The sequence below is a fragment of the Nocardia sp. FBN12 genome (genome assembly GCF_050320175.1).
Taxonomy (GTDB): domain Bacteria; phylum Actinomycetota; class Actinomycetes; order Mycobacteriales; family Mycobacteriaceae; genus Nocardia.
In genome coordinates, this window is sequence record NZ_CP190048.1 from 4028301 (window position 1) to 4046031 (window position 17731).

The window sequence follows — 17731 nt, forward strand, 5'->3', positions numbered from 1 at the left end:
AACCATCGTGCTCACCCTCGGACAAGATCACCCTGCACGACAAGCCCAGGCCCACGAACAATCGCGAGAGCGAGCGCGGCAAGGGTTTTCACTATTGCGGGCACGCTACTCGGACAACGCATCGACCTGCGAACACGACGTGAATAAGGGCTCAATCAGTGGGCTGCCAATGTATCCCAGGCTGCATATGACCAGGTCGAGCCTGCTGGAAGGTATCCAGCACCATCCGAATCGCCGCAACGACGGCACCTGGACCGTATTCGGGCCTGCTGTCGAAGTCCTCGTATCGCACTGCGGCCGAGCCGTGGACGATCAGTTCTTCGGTGTCCTCTGGATAGAAGCCGTAGCCCACTCCGTCGGTGAGTTCGGTGTACCGATGACGACTGGAGAATGCTGTAGCGACAACGCCCGGGCCGGGAAAGTGCATCATATCGCCGGCCACTGCACGGTTGATCAGCGTATCCAGTGTCGCTTCGATCGAGAAGTTGGGGTTGCGGAAGCCGAGCAGATCGGCCCAGTCCGGAAACGTCGACCGGCGTAGCTGCAACGCCGCTGGTATTCCGACGACCCAGGCTCGGGCCCACTCGTCGATCGCCGGATCGATCACGAATTCCCAACTCCGCGCATCGAATTCCTCCCGTGCCCGCTGCCGACGCCGGGAGTCCTCGACGTAGTAGGCCTCGCGAAACGCCGCAGTCGAGCGGTCGACAATCCGGGAATTGCTGCGCGCCCTGACCCGATCGTCCCAGCGCCGCTCAGTGGCGGTGCGCTTCAGATAGAGTTCGCATCCGGACGGCTCTTGCTTCATCCACGCACCGTACCGATGTTCAGCTTCCGAAGGTGCCGCAGCGAACGAGCGCCATCGTCGCGAATAGTGTTGGGTGAGAGTCATTGCCACCGTTGTGCCGCAAACCGCGGGCATCGCGACAACCGATCCGACCGGCCACGGACTGTGTGGCCAGTGCAGTTCATTGAGCAGGCGCAGTGCGGTTTCGGCTCGCGCGAGATCGCGCTCCGCATGTCAAGTCGTGCCGTGCTCGGCAAGGCGGCGTTGCAATGTACTCGGCGCAAGCGCGAGTATCGCAGCAACGGTCGCCGACTGATACTGCTGTCCTGTAACGCAATTCCAAAGGGCGTTGCGAAAGTCGTCGGACCATGTCGCTGCCGGGCGGCTGGGACAACGAGAGTAATTTCGACGACCTGACATAGCAGGGGTGAGCGATACTCATCGGGAGCCATCGAATTGTCAAGCGCAACAACATACTTCGCATGGAAACGTGCCGTCTCGATGGACGTCGGATGGATTAGCCCGAAGCAGGATCGTTGAACGAACCGAGCGACACCCGAATCCGCCGTTGTTACCTTGTTTGCATGATGAGTGCGGCATCTGCTCGGCGGCGCGAAGAGCTGCGTGACTTCCTGCGATCGCGGCGGGAGCGGATCGGGCCGGGCGACGTGGGGCTGCCGGTGGCGGGGCGACGGCGAACACCTGGCCTCCGCAGGGAAGAAGTTGCGATGCTGGCCGGGGTGAGATGTCGGTTACACACTCCACAAATGCCCGCGTACCGAGACGGAGGCGCAATGTTGTCTCTCCGCTACCCCCGTCCCATGATTCGGCGCAACGAGAGCGGGGATCGCCGTTGATCGGCTAGGCAGTTGCGGAACAGCTACCGCCGGTCCGCGGACCCTGGACAACCAGTCCAGCGCGGACAGATCTCACCCCCGGAGACTGGGTGGGTGGCGCATGTGCCACCGAAGCAAGCCCTCGAACAGCCAGAAGCGGACTATAGCTTCCTCACCCATCGTGTGATCGAATCGGACTGCCACCCTGCGGGATTGCCCTCCGATCGGGACCGGCACACAACGGGCAACTGCCGCTGTTGTGCCTCAGGCGCAGGCATCGCGTTACAACCGAGCCAGTGCGCGCTCCGGTGAATACAGCGCGCGATGCCATTTGACGACAGAGCAATCTGCGGATGCGACCGACACCAGACCAAGCTCGCCCCGCGTCGCCACGATTTCTCGCATCAGCAAGTTGCTGTCGCCGAGAGGCGGGGCGTCGCATTGCGGGCAGCGGACCGCCAGGATCTCACCATCGAGGGACGGGATCCGCTTCGGAGTAAGAGCGTCGACGAGTTCAGATGCCACCCGAGCGCGTTCGAGGAGGTGCTTGACCAGCCTGCATGCTGAGTCGGTCGTGGACAGGACGAGCAGATTGAAGCTGCGAGCTGGTGTGACTGGAAAGACCCCAGCGGCGAAGGTGACCTCGTCATTACAGGAACGGCAGTGATCGCGGATGCCGTAGAGGCGCAACCAAATCCGCTGGTGTGCGTTGCTCGGTGGTTTGTCGATCCGGACCGTCGGCAGCGGAACATCGATCTGGTGGTAGTTGTGCCCGGAACGGCGGCCCATGTCTTCGCATCGCCCACACAACACTGCCCACTCGCCTGGACTGCCTACCAACAACCCCTTCTCATCTACTACCTGGACCGAACACAGCGCGCACGCCGCGCCCCAACGAGCCCGTCTACCCGTTCCTGACATGTCATCCTCCTCGGATTCTTGGCCTGACAGCTGGGCTGTCAGGCCGCGTCCAGGATCTCGTCGAGTGCAACGCGGGCAGCTTCGAGGAAGGCGCGATGAGAGGACAGGAAGTTCGTACCGGCGGTGTCGACCTTGCGGCGGAATTCAACGACATCGCCTGCAGTTGCACGCGCTTGTACGAATTCTTCCACGGCACAGACCAAGTCCCCGAGTTCCTTGAGGAGCGCATGTGCGGCCTGGGCGACGCTATGAGGCCCTTCCAGAATGACCTTGTAGTGCGCCTTTTCGGCGCCCTTGAACAGTTCGCGAATCTCAGCCAATCGTGCTTCGTCGACGGCAACTGGTTCTGGCTCGGATCGTAGAGCCCGGAAGTATCGCTGGTTGGCCCGATCTGCGCTGCTCAGAGCCTCGAGTAGATCGAGGTATGCGGTTTGGCGTCGTTCCCGACGCCATCGCAGGTGCTCGGACCGCAACTCGCGTAGTTGCCTGTCTGCGTGCGTCTGTTGCTCCCGAGCGTGCTGGCGTTCCAACGCCGCTTGACGTCGTCCGTCTGACTTCGCGGCTATGGCCGCAGTCAGCGCGGCCCCGATTGCCGTGCCGAAGATGCCTACGGCTGCGATGAGAACACTGATCACTGGATACCCTCCCCCGGCTCTCCATGAAGAGTATGCGTGATTCGGGTAGTAAAACAGGGGTATCGTGACGGTCTGTATGACAGTAGTGATTTCGAAATCTGTTAGTAGACAGTCAGTTCCGGCATGGCCAGCTTCGCCTGCTGCAGTACCGGGCGGCGATAGCGCGGATCGTGCTTGATCGGTAAGGCAGTGGCGGAACCGCCACCACCCGTTCGCGGACCCGGGACACGGAGTCCGGCGCAACGGATGCCCCCAGATTGACGTTCCCCCTGTCGGGCCTCGGTACACGTTGGAACAGGTCAGCCATGAAGGTGTGTCGGCCGGATGCCTTGAAAGCAGCGGACACGCTGCCCGATGACGCAGGGTTTCACGGTGTCGAGGAATCCCGAAGATGCTCGTGGACGCCACATCGACGATGGTGGCGTGCCGCGCCAATGCGCAGTTACGCTGGCTGCGTGGTCATGTGGCGTGGCATCACACTCGGCACTCGCCGAACTAGCCACCAAGGACAGGGGAGGTCGGGTGGACGTCGGGCAGGATCCTCGCCACATTCCAGCGCCGGACAACACGGGCACCGAGACAGAGAAGCGGTTTGCTTTTCAGGCGCACGTGGCCGTGCGGTATGCCATAGAAATGTTGGGTGGCTACCCCGTAGCCAATGTGACGTGCGAACACATCGAAGACGTCGTGGTGGCCCGCACCGTGGGCACACCCCATGGCGGCGACACGACTTTGTGGGATTTTCAGCAGGTCAAATCGCGTGAGCGCGACAAGCCCTGGACGCTCCTGCAGATCGGTGACTCCAAGGCCCTGCGCAGCCTCCTTCGAACGGATCGCGTTCTCCGACAGGCTATTTCGAAAGGCTCGGCCCTTAACTATCGTCTGACTGTGGCGATCGAAGGGAAACTCGCTGCCGGGGAACCTTCGTTTCGTGACATAGCACGCAGCGGCGGCAAGCGAGAATCCAGGATTCGCGCGGGGCTCGGGTCGAAACTCGAGGATCTCGACGTCGATCCGGGCGAGCTGAGCAACTTTCTTTCCCGTGTCCACATCGACGAGCTCCCGCTGCGTGGTGAGCTCGAGCGAGACAATCGAGATGCGCTGGCGGCACTGTCAGAGCATCTGACCGTCGCCGAGATACGACACGTTCATCAGACCTTGTTCGACCTGGTGCGCTCGGCCATGTTGGAGCAGCTGTGCCCGCAGTGGCAACTGTTCGTCACCCAGCCAGACCCTGCCGAGGTGATCCTTCGAAAACGGCTGACCCAGCAAACACTTGCCACCATAGCCCTCCGGTTGCAGCGTCCCGAGCTCTTGGATTTTCTCCAAGCCAGTCGGCGCGCGGACCGTCAGCATCCTTATGGGCTGCCGGAGGCGAGCCGCCCTACTAGACTGTCGGACGTTCGAGTCCCGCAAAGGATCTCGATCGCCGCGAGCAGTGACACGCTTCCCGATACCTGGCTCGGGCAGGACGCGCTGTGCATGCTGACCGCTGGACCGGGTGGGGGTAAGACCAGCCTCCTGCGCACGATTCAGGCACGCTCAGCAACGCAGTGGCTAACAGGTATCGAAACGCAGCCGCTGGCTCTGACTATCAACGCCGCGGCGCTGACTCCGTCTCGGCCCCTCGGCGCCGCTCTCGCCGCGGCGGCAAACGAATCCCTGTCGCTGCTCGGACTCGAGCGCACACTCGGTGAGGAGTTTTTCCGAACAGCGCCACGACCCGGCACCACATGGCTCGTCCTCATCGACGGAATGGACGAGATCACCGACCCTGAACTCCGCAGGGAAGTCCTCGAATGGATCGCGCACTGCGCTGATCGTCCACGTGCCGTTCACTCCTTCGTCGTGGCCGGACGACCGATATCCGATGCCGAGCGCAAGCTCTTGGGCGTCGTTCCCGAATATCGACTCGATCAGTTCTCTGCCGACGATCTTCGCAGCGCTGTCCAGGGATGGTTTCGCCAACTCGGAATCCCTCGGCCCGACACCTCGACGGAGGCATTCATTGCAGCGCTGAGCTCTGTTGGAATGTCCAGGCTGGCGCGAACACCACTGATGACCGCCCTTCTGTGCCAAGTCTATTCGCTGAATCCGGGCGGTGTGATACCCGACAGCAGAAATGCACTCTACTCGAGCTTCGCGGATCTCCTGCACGAGCGAATGCATCGTCGAGGGCCATCCGGATTTCGCACGCAGAGCAAGTCGCTGACGCAGCGATTCGGCCCGGCAGTGGCCGAGCATGCCGAATCGCTTCTGAGCGAACTGCTCGATCTCATCGGACAAATGGCCGCTGCAGACGAATCGCGACCGGTCGATCCACTGATATACATCCGCCCCGCAAAGCCCGAATACCTCCCCGACCACAGTATCGAGGCATGGATCACGCTGATTTCGTGCAGCCCGGCAGGCGAACGACCACCCGGCGTCACTCGCAAGGTGTGGACGGACTTCATTGTGTCTGCACTGACCAGATGCGGTCTCCTCGTCCGCGAAGGCGACCGGCTCGAGTTCGCACACAAGACTGTGCAGGAATACTGCGCTGCACGATGGGCTATGCGTACCCCACAGGCATACGAGCAGGAACTGGACAGGACCCTCCACCCATGGATTCGCAACAGGGGATCCAATCCCTGGGGGGCGCCGCTGGAAACGGCGTCGTACATCAGCTTCCTGATAGAAGCCGACCGATCGGTACTACGCGACATCGCCCAGCGGAAGCTGTACGACAGAGTTACGCGAGAAAGCCTGCATTGCTGTCTGCTCGTTGCGATGATCAACCGCTTCGGATCCCTCGAACCCGAAAGTTGGCAACCTGTCATCGATCAAGCGATCCGCTCGATGACTGCAGTCGCCGAGGTCGATGAAGATCCGACAACGCGGGTCTGGGCGGCAACGATACTCGCCGAGCTCGACGAGGACCCTGGACTTGCCGCGCTGGAATCACTCGGAAAAGAACCAACCCTGGATCACAGTTTCAACGAAGATCCGCACACACCGGATTTCAGTGTTCGGCTCCAGGCTGCCAGAACGCTGATGGAGTTCGATACTCGCCGCGGCGCGGACGCCTTGATGCAACTCGTGCTCGACGACGAGGACCTCGACGAGCTAGTGCGGGTAAGAGCTGCGGAAATCCTGTTCGAAAACTCCGACGAACGGGCCGAAGCAGCACTGAGCATGCTCGCCGAGGATAGCCCCTGGTACTACTCGCGATTCACGGCTATCAAGCTGTACTCGAAAATCGATCGCCACATCGCCGCAGAGTATTTGAACAGATTGATCGAGGACTGGCGCTACGAGGACCCCGAATCGTGTCAGGACGACGCCTACCTCCTCGCCCAGTGGGGCGACCCCCGCCAACTGCACTTGGTGAAGGATCTAGACGAGGACGACATCTGACTGTGGATTTTCGGCGGGTATCCAGGTCGCGAACTCCAGAGTGTGGCACGACGTCGGCGACTCTTCTTGAACTGCAACGTCATTCGTGCGAATCAGTGCGCGCTCCTCCGGCGCTCGTGCGCAAACTATAGACACGAAGTGCCCTTAGCTCGGCTGCATAGGCGCATACCAAGGAGTGAACGCACGCATCTGCCGCTGATCGCGCGAGCTGCTACAGACCTTGAGAGCGCAGAGGCGGCCCCGCTCGCTGGGGTTGAGATCCGTTACACACTCCTCAAGTCGAGTCTCAGCAAAGCAGTGGCCGTCAGCAGGGGAAGCGGGACACCTGCGCGAGCGGGCCGCCCGCACCGAGAGGGCGTACGCTGGTTGACGATTTAAGCGATCAGTAGCCTACGAGCGAATGTCTATGTACCACAGCTTATCTCGTGAATTGCTGAATGCCGAGAAAGGCTGACGCGGGTTAGACGAGGCAAGAGGCGGACTTTCGCGGACCAATCTCTCGTCACCGCGCACTACGATCCGGAGGTTCCATTGCCGAAGGTGCCTGATGCTCGCAAAACCAGTCGTGCGGCGGTCAACGCACTGCGGGCGCTGCTGGAGCGACACAATCACATCGTTCAGGAGATCGACGGCCAAAACGACTTCGGCGAGGACCAACACGTCACGTTGACCGAGGACGGTGAGGTCACCGGCGACCTGGTCAAGATCCAGGTCAAGGGCGGCCGTTCGTGGCGCAGGGCCGACGGGTATGCCGTGCCGATCGGTGACCACGGTGGCACTTGGGCCGATGGCAACATCCCGGTCCTCTGCGTTGTTCATGACCCGGACACCGACCGTCTCTATTGGGCCAACGCCACCAAGCAACTGCTGTCGGCACGGCGCGAAGGTGAGGTGCCCAAGACGATCACCATCAACTCGGAGCAGGAGTTGGATGACGAATCCGTCGCTGACTTCGTCGCCGAGGTCAGAGCCTACCTGAGCCGCTATCGGGGCAACCAGATCATCCAAGCCCAGTTGGGTGAGATGGCGGGCGTCGAGTTCGGTCCATCGGACATCGTGCAGCACCACGTGAACGTGTACGGCGAGGATTTGATCTTTTGGCAGCGCCAAGGTGAAGGATTCGCGACTTTGCTCCACAGCGACTTCGACTGGTATCCGGAGCACATCGGCCCCGAGCACTTCTATCCCAACGGCAGACCAGGGCTTCTTCCCGGCATGTCCGTACTGGTGGACAAGATACTGAGTAAAGCTGAGGCACAGTGGTTAGCGGCCTGTTTCGATGCCGCTCAGTGGGCTCGCAAACCCACCGTTGACGTACCGCAGCTTCGCACCAACATCGACGCACGTGACAACTACGTTGCCAGGCGAATTGAACACCGTCTTCGGGTCGAACCCGATTCTTTGCCCCGGTCAATCCAGGTACTCCGCACCGAGATCGCGACCGACCACGATCTGGCTGCCATCGCCACGGAGTTGGAGTCGGATGCTGACGCATATGCCGAGGCGCTCTCGAAACCTTGCCGCGAAATGTCAGATAGGGCGCGCCGACTCGTCACCTTCTACCTGGTCAAAGAAGTTCACGTGGGTCTACCTGTCCTGCCGATCGACGAGCAGTTCCGGATCGCCTGGCGATGCCCCCGGCCGACCGGAGAATACGGTTTCGATGCGCGAGTCGGACAACCGAGTACTCGCATGACGTCGGGCCGGCAGTTGGTCAGCGCATTCCGGCTCAGGCCGGGAGACAGAATCTACTGGCTGAGCCGCTATGGGAACGAACGGGGCCGGAATGTATCGGCTGTCTGGGATTCCGAGGACAACCCGGGAACCGTCTGCGTTCTGTTCGATCAGCTGACGTTGGGAGACACCTTCTGGCCGGAGGAATACTTCGTCCGGAAGGCGTCCACCGAGCCGCGGTGATGCGCAGCCGGCAGACTGGCTTGACTGGTCCTGGGATGGCTTGTCTGCGCACGATGACCTCATCTCGATGCGCTCCCGCCCGCGCGAAAACAGCGGCTCGCCTGATGTGGGTAAGAGTCTGGCCGAACAACGGATGCAACTGTGCACCACCAACCCCGATCAGATCGACCTTCACCACCGTCCGTTCGCGCATTAGGCCCACCAAAGCACCGGCGCCTGCGCAGCCGGATAGCTATGGCCTACAAGCTGATCAGGGCCGCCCAGGTCACTGGCGCAAGATCAACGCATCCGAACTGTTCGCGCTCGTCCGCAACGGCGTCCTGTTCACATGGGCAAGCTCGCAGAACGCACAGCGCAATCGCCTATCGCCGCGTCGACTGAACCGGCTGAATCCACCCGATCGGGGTGTCTCGAACGGCCCGGTCTCCAAGTAGGGTCACCAGCACCAGCTTCTGAGTAGGGGTTTGCGGGCACGGGTGATGTCCGGCACCACTCAGGGGTTGTCCCAGCTACGGCCATGAGGAGTGTGAAGGTGGTATCACTCCTCGGGTTGAGACATCGGTTACACACTCCTCACACGCTTCGCCGAACGGACGCCGCCAACCGGCTCCAGTCCGCGTTGCAAGAGAAGTCAAAGTGCTGCAGCGCCGTGGGTCACCACATGGGTCCGCGGCGAAGAGACTTCCAGAGCAGCGTCGACGGCCCTCTCCGGATCGCTGAACACAGGCGAGGGTCGCAATCCCTCGCTCCTTGCCGACAGTCCCCACTGCGCCCCAATCCGCAATGCCACCTACAGACCGAACGCCACGGAGCATGCCACCCCTCGGCGACGACGAGCACAAGTCATCCGTCGGGGTCAGGCCGGTCTGCCTGTTGTCAGCTCATCTCATCCACGCGGTGCTGGTGGACTAGGTAGGGTGGCATGAATCTTCTTACAAGCGCTTAGGTTTCAGGTATCTGAGCCGTTCAAGAGTAGAAAGGAATGGCTACCGTTGGTTGCTAGAAGCGTCCAAAACGCATGGATCCGGTCCGTGTCAGTCGACTACTTCCGCGGTATCGAGCATAGCGTTCTCACATTTACGGATGAAATCGGCATAGCAACATCTGCGCTCCTTTTTGGGGACAACGGTTCCGGAAAGTCGAGCCTGCTTGAGGCGGTTGCATACGGACTGTCGGGGCGCGAACCTCGACATATTCAAATTGGTCGAACTGTTCGGATCGACCCCCGGAGTAAATTGGCTCGTGACGGTGACGAAACCAGGGCTTCCGTACTTCTGGAAGATGGTCGCACCGCAACTTCGGGCATCAAGGTTCCGTTTCCAGAGTTCGAGTTGGTTTCCATATTGATCAAACGAGATCATTTGCTGGCATTCGGCCGAAGCAATGATGAGCAACGTGGGAAACTGCTACATACAATCGTGGATACACGCTTCCTATCCAATGGTGAACTCAGCCAGAGGGAAAAGGAATTGCTGGCATCGAAGGCTGATTCGAGACAGAAATTCTCGGAGGTGAATTCGGAATTAGCACAACTCCTGAAAATTCGACCCCAGGAAATGCCGGGCTTACAGCCTGATGAGGTGCAAATTTTTCGAACGGCCAAGAGAATAACTTCCAAGCAAGTTTACCGTGGGCGCGCCAAGCGGTATGGGGACGGGATCCAACGTTTGACCGAGCTGGGCAACCAGTTGCAGGGATACGCAGACGATCACGAGCGGATCGTGAATGAACTGGCCCGGGCAGCCGTAAAACGCCGACGCTCAGCTGTCATCGAGGTCTTGACGGCCGCGTCAGACCGTCTCAATTCCGCATTCCATGAAATTGCGCACTTTAGTACCAGGAAGATTATCTCTAGGATTGAGCTATCACAGGTGCCCGACAGTGGACATGTGGCGTTATCTGCAATCTTGCTAAATGGTCGAGCAGTGCCCGCGTATTCAGTCCTGAGCGAAGCAAATTTGGATCTGGTGTCTCTCCTTGCCATCGTCGCGCTTATACGAGACGGGGCGAATCGAGGTCAGTCACGTGTTCTATTGCTGGATGATGTATTTCAAAGCGTGGACGACTCGCTTCGCGACCGGGTTGCCGAGTTCATGTTTAGCGAGCTGTCGGACTGGCAGCTGATCATGACTTTCCATGATCGAGCTTGGTATGAGCGCTTTTCCGACATCGCAAAAGAGTACAACTTCCCACATGTACGGCGGCGTGTATGGACCACCGCCGATGGGTCGGTCTGTGTATCAAGCGGGTACAATTCGAGCTACGTCGATCTCGGCAAATCCTTGAAGGAAGGCGATTTCAATCGAGTCCCGACAATCGCGACACGACTTCTAGAGGAGATGTTTGAATCACTAAGCGTATCATTGAAGTGCAAAGTTAATCGAAATGATAGCGACAAATATACTCTTGGAGACCTAACCCCGGGGATCAGAGAGCGATGTGCTGCGTACAGTTCAATTAATTCGGCCCTTGAGAAGCTGGAAAAGGTCCAGTATATGCGCAACCTGGTGGGTGCTCATTCTACGTCCTGGGCAGAAGGCTTCACCGATGCTGAAGCGAGAGATTTCGGGGTTGCCGTGCGAGACGTATATGAACTGGTGGTCTGTCAGGTGTGTAACACTTCCTTGCGGTATCGGAAGGGTGCGGTCGTGTGCAAATGCGGTTCACTGCACGGTGTTTGACGCGGACCTAGGCAGGGGTGCTCGACCTGAAGGAGGTCGGTCGCTGACCGTGAATGGGTCAGAGCTGCGTGAGTGACAGCTGCCGCGGAGGTGAACTGTCACTTGCTTTTTGCCGCGCTTCCTCCACAACGGCCCAACATCGACGCGGCTGCCGATGAGCTGAGGATCGACGGCAGGTTGGCTCGCGACGGTGTCGTGCCGTATGCCGCGATGGCGACCCACTTGCCGGCCGCGCCGCGGCGCGCGCAGGGCACGCACGGCGGCGGGCTAGTTGGCGTCCGACCGACACCATCACTCCAACGGCACGCCGGGTGACTGCGCGATCAGGCCACGGGATCGACCACACTCGAGGTACGCACAGTCCAAGCACAGCACGCGATTGCTTGACCCCGGCCCAAAGATGAACCCGCCGCCCGATCCAACGCCTTCATGGCAATCGATGCACAACGCGCCGAACTGATTCAGTTGCATTTTCAGTCGCATTCGGTCCTCCTGACCGGTCCAGACGTCCTTGACGTTGATGCCTAGAAATCAATAGCTGCCGAGCAGAACGAGAACCGCCAGCACGAGACAGACGGCGAGCAGAACCTTCACCAGCCTCGCACGCCAAACCAACGCGGCCTCAGTGCGGTTATGCGCCTCGCGCTCGGCTTCGAGTTGGGCTTCCAGAGCGGAGGCCGCCCCGGCGTGCTGGTCGCGCTGGCCGATGGCCTTCTCGATCAGCGACCGAGCCTTCTCGAAGGTTTCGGCATCACGGGCCTTGTGGCGCTTGCCCTCTTCGACCTTGCCCTGCTCCAGCGACAGGTCGGCCTTGGCGCCCTTCAGGTCTGATTCCACCGCGTCGATCCGCGCGCTCTGCTTGCGAACTGTCGTGCTGAGCCGCTCGATCTTGTCCGTCGCCTTGCCGAGTTCACCGCCAAGTCGCTCGATCTCTTCTGCCTGCTGCTTGGTGTGCTGCGCCCAGTCCTGCACGGTGGCCCATCCCGCCTTCTCGAAGTCTCGGTAGGCCCACGCGATCTCGCCGTCGAGCCATTGATGCAATGCCTGCCGCACTGGCCGGATGGCTGTCCTGAGTCCACCGCTCGGGGTGAGCGCAAGGAAGCCGAACTCGGTTCTGTAGCCATCGCTGTCGGGATTGAACCCGTGTAGGCCGAGCGTGGGCAGCTTCTCGACCCACGTGTAGCCGCGGGTCAACCACATGACCTCGTCGGCGCCGGCGCGTCGAAGATCTGCCGTTCGCTCCTGAGCGATAGCGAGACTCAGCGACGACCATTGGACTTCGACTGCGAACCGTCGGCCATCACGCACCGCGAGCACGTCAGGGCGGCGGTCACCGAGTTGCTGTTCGACTTCAGCGATCGCGCCGGCCTCGCGCAACTGGTCAGCGACCCAGTACTTGCATCGCTGGTGCAGAAATGACTCGTGCGCAGTCCTCTTCGCGGCCGCGGAAGCTGAGGTTCCCTCTCCGCTCTGATGACGAACGAACCGGTTTTTCTGGGTGGACAAGAACGGTGTGACGACGCGACGGCAGAGTACGCAACGCAGACCCAGCTTCCCGATTCCGTGCCACTGCTCCCAGTTCTCATCGACGCGAATGTCGATGAGATGGTCGCGATACGGATCGAGCGCCGCGTTCATCTTGTACGCCACGCACAGATCTTGGTTGTCCCCCATCGAGCACCCCTGCCTAACCAATGGTCTACCGCCCCACGGTAACTCGAGCCTCTGACTAGAACAGGGGTCTGATGTTTGGGCTGCCGCCGCCGATCGTGGAGGTGGGCCGCTGGCATCGACCGGCGAACCAGTGCAGGAATCCGATGACTCGGCCATTCGCGTCCCATGGGTCGTCCAGATATTATCTTCTGTGACCAACATCACTCATGGTCCTGCACGGTCCTCATTGGGGACTCAATGGTGACTCCGTGGGAACCTCGCGGTACATCATGGAACCTCACAGCGCCCTTGCCGCAGGCGAATTCGCCCACCGGCGCGGCTGGCGGTGCGGTTTCTCGCCCTGGCGGCAGTAGACTCTGAATCGGCGAACCCGCTGCGGGAAACTGCAGCGGATTCGGCACCTTGTTTGCTTGCTCTCCCGGAACCGTGGTCCGCAAAGAGTGTGGCGGGCGGGAGGTCTCGATCAACCGGCATCGAGACTTGCCCGTCCGCCGCAACCAGCGGGCATCCACTGGGTCGTTGACCCCCGACTGAGAGGTGGAGCCCCGTATGGGACCCGCCAAGGCGAACAACCGCGCCCGCAAGGTCGCAGCGACCGCTGCCTGCAAGGCAATGGCTATCGCCCGCAAGGGCGTAGCCGACAGCCGAGCAAGCGCGCTGATGCTCCTCAAGCATCTGCGCATGCTTCGTACGGTGCACTGGCTGTTGTACGTGGTCGGAAACGACGACGCCGTCAGCCCGGCGCATACCGTGCTGACGGCGATCGTGCAGTACGGAGAGATCCTGATAAGCAGCCTGTGAAACTGACAGGATCAACCCTCCGCTAGGGCCGCCCCCAGTTCGAGTACGTCGTACTCGAACTGGGGGTTTCGTAGTTTCGCTGTTACTTGTCAAGCCAAAGAGCACGACTCAGCACTGAACGAAACCTTCTGCGCGTCCCATCTTACGCATGTCACGCATTTCTAGCCGACCGCCCAGCGTCTCCTCAGATCAGGATGTCGCTCGCATAGGAAACCAGCAGCCCGGAGAACGAGCACGTCACCGCCCCTCCACAGGCACCACACGGGGTCGCAAGCAACGTTCAACCGAGTGCCAGACCACATTTCCTGTTGCGCGTAACAGGCTGCGTAACTAGGCATCTGCGTTGCCGTACGGCTTACCGGTCCCGTGCAACCCCGCCTTCAGGCTCTCCAGCGAAGACCTCACTGCAGATTCCACACAGAATCGGACCCGCGTCGGTGGTGCGTTTCGCCGCGCGGATCCTGCGAACCGGCGAGGTGCATCCGCAGGTCAAGTTGAACCCGTTGCGGGTGCCCGTTCGGGCTCGTCTTGGTCCGGCGTGGTTTCGGCATCGTCGATGTCGGAGCTGTCGCCGATGGCGGCGATCACGCCGCGCTCGATGCGGCGGTGCGCGACGAGCACGCCGACGAGGTCGTCGATCTGCGTGCGGTACAGCCTGTCGGTCTCCTCAGGCAGAGTGGTCTGCAACCAGCCGTTGCTCTTTTGCCGCTCGACGGTGAGGCCGACCTCGACGGCCAGCCATTGGTACTTCTTGTTGTGGTACACCCCGCCGCGGCTGGTGTCCACACAGTTGGTTCGGTGTCGGTCACGGCGCCCCCGGTTGCGGCGCAAGGCGTTGCCAGGACGAAGCTGCGCAGATCACGGTCGATCTGTCGGTCTCTCGATCCTGACGCCGAGCCGATGTCGGTGCTCCGCAGGATCGAGTGGTTCTCTCCTGCGACCGCAGAGAGATCGAGTCGTTCCGAACCCGGACAAGCAGGAAAGCGACCTCGCGGCTCCTGCCATACGGAGTGCGTAGGTGACACCATTCGCTGGGGTGAGATCGTTACACACTCTATGGTGTGTCCCCATGGTATCTGGGTGGCGGACTGGATGTGTACGGCAGCGCCTACGCCACGACGCCAGCCCTCGGTCTCTGAGCACGGAGTCTCACCCGGCACCGGTGTCGATCCGTCGAACCAAGTGATGCATTCTGAGCGGGTGGGAGATTCAGTTACCGACCTGTTGCGGCCCGACTTGTGGGAGCTACTTCTGCCTGCGGTAAAGGCTGCACGTCAGGCAGGGCGTGCGTACGCGGCCAGCGGACGTCACGTGCCAAGACAGACCCTGATCAAGTACGAGGAAAACGATGCGGGATGGCCCCAGGTCACCACGGATCTGATCCTTGGCCCCAAGAGCGAACTCATGGACTGGTCAAATCTGTTCGGATTCACGGACGGAGCTAGCACAACCATCCTGGTTCCCGATGTTTCAGAGTTGGCTGCGCCCGTGCAAGAAATCAGCCGACGCGCCATGGAAGACGAAGAGCTCATGCGTGGCATCAGCTGGCTTGCTCCACTGATGGATGGCGAGAACACAGAGCGTCGGCGCGAGCAGATCGAGTTCGAGACTGTTCGGTTGCTGATCGGCTGCATACTCAATCGCGCGGACGCTGTTTGCGCCGAGACGGACGAGGAACTCAGGTCCATCTACGAGCAGATCGAAAGAGCCCGGTTCAGTGAAAAATTGACTGGCGATGTGATTGTGCCCCTTGTGGCCGTATCGTTTGACGCCGACGAGCCCGTTCGAATTAACTCAAACACCTGGATCGAACCCCTGACGAAGGACGTCCACCGGGCACGTGCACTTCCATGGATGCGCCAGGAAAACGTCTCACCATATGTCGCCGCAGCAGCTACCCACGCTGTCGTAGTGCGCAACGTTCAGTTCTCAAATCAGGTCCACGGCCGGTCGCCCGGAGACCTCCCTCCCGAGATATCAGTTGATATCGCGTACTTGGTGGCGGAGGCCGTCTACATAGTCAGCGAGATTTCTACCGGGTACGCACAGATACTCGTTCGACCCCGGGACTGGGCCGACACCTGGGCACTCGATCTGCCTCCACTGTGGTCCGCCTGGACGGGTCGTGCCTACCCAGAGGAGCTAAACACTCGAGGGTGGAGCAAAGTAAGGAAGTCGATCCCGGCACCCGAGATCGACGAAATCATCAGGATCGCCAAATCCCTGGAGAACGCGCCAAAGAACGTGTCGATCGCGGCTCGGCGTTGTCGACGCAGTTCGTTCCGCGACGATGTCGAGGATGTCATCCTCGACATCGCAATTGGGATTGAAGCACTTGTTGGCCTGGAGCCCGATGCACTGACTCACCGCATGGCCCAGAGGGCCGCGATCGCATTAGCTGACGAGGTCCCGCCAGAGAATACCTACGGTTTGCTGAAGCAGTTCTATGGCATCCGATCCAAGATAGCGCATGGAAATTCACCAAAAAAATGGACGGTCAAGCTCGGCGATAGCGAGTTCAGTGCGGTCTCGGCTGGCAGGTATCTGCTTCGAACTCTGCTTCGAAGTCTTCTGTTGTCCGACAAGCCATGGAACGCGACCTCGCTAGATGAGCGCATGCTTGAGCTGTTCGAGCGACCGAACGGGTATCACTCCACCGCGGACTGAATTGCCCCAGAGTTGGTGCCAACCTATGTATCACAGCCCCACCCACACTGCCCAGCATATGGGCGAACAGTCGCTAAGCAGTAAGAGGGCCGAACTTACATACTTCCGCTGTCCGATTTCTCATCTGATTCGGGATTATGTAGTTCATAATACCGTTTGTAGAGTATCTCGGATAGCTGATCTGGGCCGAGATGTGGTTTCATGGTTAGATATGCTGGCTGCTCGTCGTGTGCATCTGATTGAGATTCCTGATCGGAATCCAATTCTTCCGATTCCCATACTGCGGCGCCGGTAAGGATCTGCGCCGAGAACTTGTTTACACGCTCGACGAGTTCGAGTACCGAATTCTTGGCGTGCTGAGCGTAGTCAGCCAGAAAATCGTACTGAATTATGTCAAATCCCGAAGTATCGGGCCATCTTCCGACCTTGGAAGTCGGCTCTGACCTCACTGCACGTACATGTGGAACCTCTGCAAGTTGAACCGTTCCGTTCTGAACCCGCGCCTCAAAGAGTGGGGCGCGTACGACGGCGATTGGAAAAGTAAGTCTTAGATCTAGGTACATTCTCTGCTCTGACGGTCTGGAGCTCTCCTTCAAATAGTCTATTGCCTTAAGCATCGGTAGGGTGAGACTTCGGTAGGTCTCCTGCCCAGATAGCTCCAGGTGTCCGCCTTTCATCCATTGAGCCTTCGATATCGATACGGCCACTGGTGGACCTTCTCCACATCGTGATCCAAACTCGTAAGTCCCAAGAGCATCCTCAGTCGACATGCCAACGGTCGCGGTTTTGCCTGTTCCATGAAAGCGAATCCCTAGGTCTTCATGCGGCAAACCGAGCAGCAGCGGAGTCCTGCATCCCGATGCGGTGTCTCGAGTGAATGCCACGTACGGCAATTCCGACTGTTTGCATTCTATTAGAAATGTCAAGTGTACGCGAATGAAGCTGCTTGGATCCGAAAAGTCGGCTATCGGACTAGGATTTGAATTGCTTGCCTGCCAGCTAACCAAGGCGTCGATTTGGCGTACGTCATTGGTGTCGCCATCGACAAAGCTCCATTCCTCTTGAATATCCCATTTTACAGAGGATGGCTCTCCGATCGTCTCGACCAACTTATCGACCACCATGCCCTGCAAAGGATATCCGGACCGGAGTACCGCAGCCCTCAATTCCTCCTCAGTTGCTCCGTTTTTATGTTCTTGCGTCATCGATTCCCTACTTTCCGGGCGTAGCACATCGTTAGTTAGGATTGAGGCCAAGAACTAGCGCGCTCGCCTGTACTATCAACCCTTCCCTCGGCAGCCATTTGCGTGCGGATTGATAGTTTTCCGAGGGACCGGCGATCGCTGAGACATTCAGTTCGTTGACTGACCGGCATAGAGTGCCGCGGGGATTGCATTTGGTTGCGTCGAGCGC

At 59.9% G+C, this 17731-nt stretch carries 11 protein-coding genes and 1 pseudogene; 6 read left to right on the forward strand and 6 right to left on the reverse strand.

Annotated features, from left to right (window positions below; genetic code table 11):
• Positions 1–151: 151 nt before the first annotated feature.
• Positions 152–808 (reverse strand): hypothetical protein, encoded by a 657-nt coding sequence (locus tag ACQHI0_RS19200; protein ID WP_427903242.1) that lies wholly within the window; start codon positions 806–808, stop codon positions 152–154.
• Between the two features lie 566 nt (positions 809–1374).
• On the opposite strand from ACQHI0_RS19200, the pseudogene ACQHI0_RS19205 reads away from it, so the two are divergent.
• Positions 1375–1548 (forward strand): annotated as a pseudogene (locus ACQHI0_RS19205) (transcriptional regulator); the annotation flags it as partial.
• Between the two features lie 357 nt (positions 1549–1905).
• Here the strand turns inward: ACQHI0_RS19205 and ACQHI0_RS19210 are convergent.
• Both ACQHI0_RS19210 and ACQHI0_RS19215 read right to left on the reverse strand, forming a co-directional pair.
• Positions 1906–2412, reverse strand: coding sequence for a hypothetical protein (locus ACQHI0_RS19210; protein ID WP_427903243.1), 507 nt, complete (start codon positions 2410–2412; stop codon positions 1906–1908).
• A 170-nt stretch (positions 2413–2582) separates the two neighbouring features.
• Positions 2583–3179, reverse strand: coding sequence for a hypothetical protein (locus tag ACQHI0_RS19215; RefSeq protein ID WP_427903244.1), 597 nt, complete (start codon positions 3177–3179; stop codon positions 2583–2585).
• Positions 3180–3701: 522 nt separating this feature from the next.
• Between ACQHI0_RS19215 and ACQHI0_RS19220 the strand changes: the two genes are divergently transcribed.
• From ACQHI0_RS19220 to ACQHI0_RS19230, 3 genes are all read left to right on the forward strand, one after another.
• Positions 3702–6578: a dsDNA nuclease domain-containing protein gene (locus tag ACQHI0_RS19220; protein WP_427903245.1), complete on the forward strand. Its 2877-nt coding sequence runs from the start codon at positions 3702–3704 to the stop codon at positions 6576–6578.
• A 540-nt stretch (positions 6579–7118) separates the two neighbouring features.
• Entirely contained in the window at positions 7119–8495 is a 1377-nt protein-coding gene (locus ACQHI0_RS19225; protein ID WP_427903246.1) for a DUF4365 domain-containing protein, read from the forward strand.
• 1031 nt (positions 8496–9526) lie between these two features.
• Positions 9527–11176, forward strand: a complete 1650-nt coding sequence (locus tag ACQHI0_RS19230; protein WP_427903247.1) for an AAA family ATPase — start codon at positions 9527–9529, stop codon at positions 11174–11176.
• Between the two features lie 531 nt (positions 11177–11707).
• Here ACQHI0_RS19230 and ACQHI0_RS19235 read toward each other — a convergent pair.
• Positions 11708–12826: a hypothetical protein gene (locus ACQHI0_RS19235; protein WP_427903248.1), complete on the reverse strand. Its 1119-nt coding sequence runs from the start codon at positions 12824–12826 to the stop codon at positions 11708–11710.
• A 573-nt stretch (positions 12827–13399) separates the two neighbouring features.
• Here ACQHI0_RS19235 and ACQHI0_RS19240 point away from each other — a divergent pair.
• A complete protein-coding gene (locus ACQHI0_RS19240) occupies positions 13400–13651 on the forward strand; it encodes a hypothetical protein (protein ID WP_427903249.1) in 252 nt (83 codons plus the stop codon).
• A 489-nt stretch (positions 13652–14140) separates the two neighbouring features.
• Here ACQHI0_RS19240 and ACQHI0_RS19245 read toward each other — a convergent pair whose 3' ends face one another.
• Complete coding sequence (locus ACQHI0_RS19245) at positions 14141–14437, reverse strand: hypothetical protein (protein ID WP_427903250.1); 297 nt, start codon at positions 14435–14437, stop codon at positions 14141–14143.
• A gap of 414 nt (positions 14438–14851) precedes the next feature.
• On the opposite strand from ACQHI0_RS19245, the gene ACQHI0_RS19250 reads away from it, so the two are divergent.
• On the forward strand, positions 14852–16318 hold the full coding sequence (locus tag ACQHI0_RS19250; protein WP_427903251.1) for a hypothetical protein: 1467 nt from the start codon (positions 14852–14854) through the stop codon (positions 16316–16318).
• Between the two features lie 95 nt (positions 16319–16413).
• Here ACQHI0_RS19250 and ACQHI0_RS19255 read toward each other — a convergent pair whose 3' ends face one another.
• Entirely contained in the window at positions 16414–17523 is a 1110-nt protein-coding gene (locus ACQHI0_RS19255; RefSeq protein ID WP_427903252.1) for a hypothetical protein, read from the reverse strand.
• Between the last annotated feature and the right edge of the window lie 208 nt (positions 17524–17731).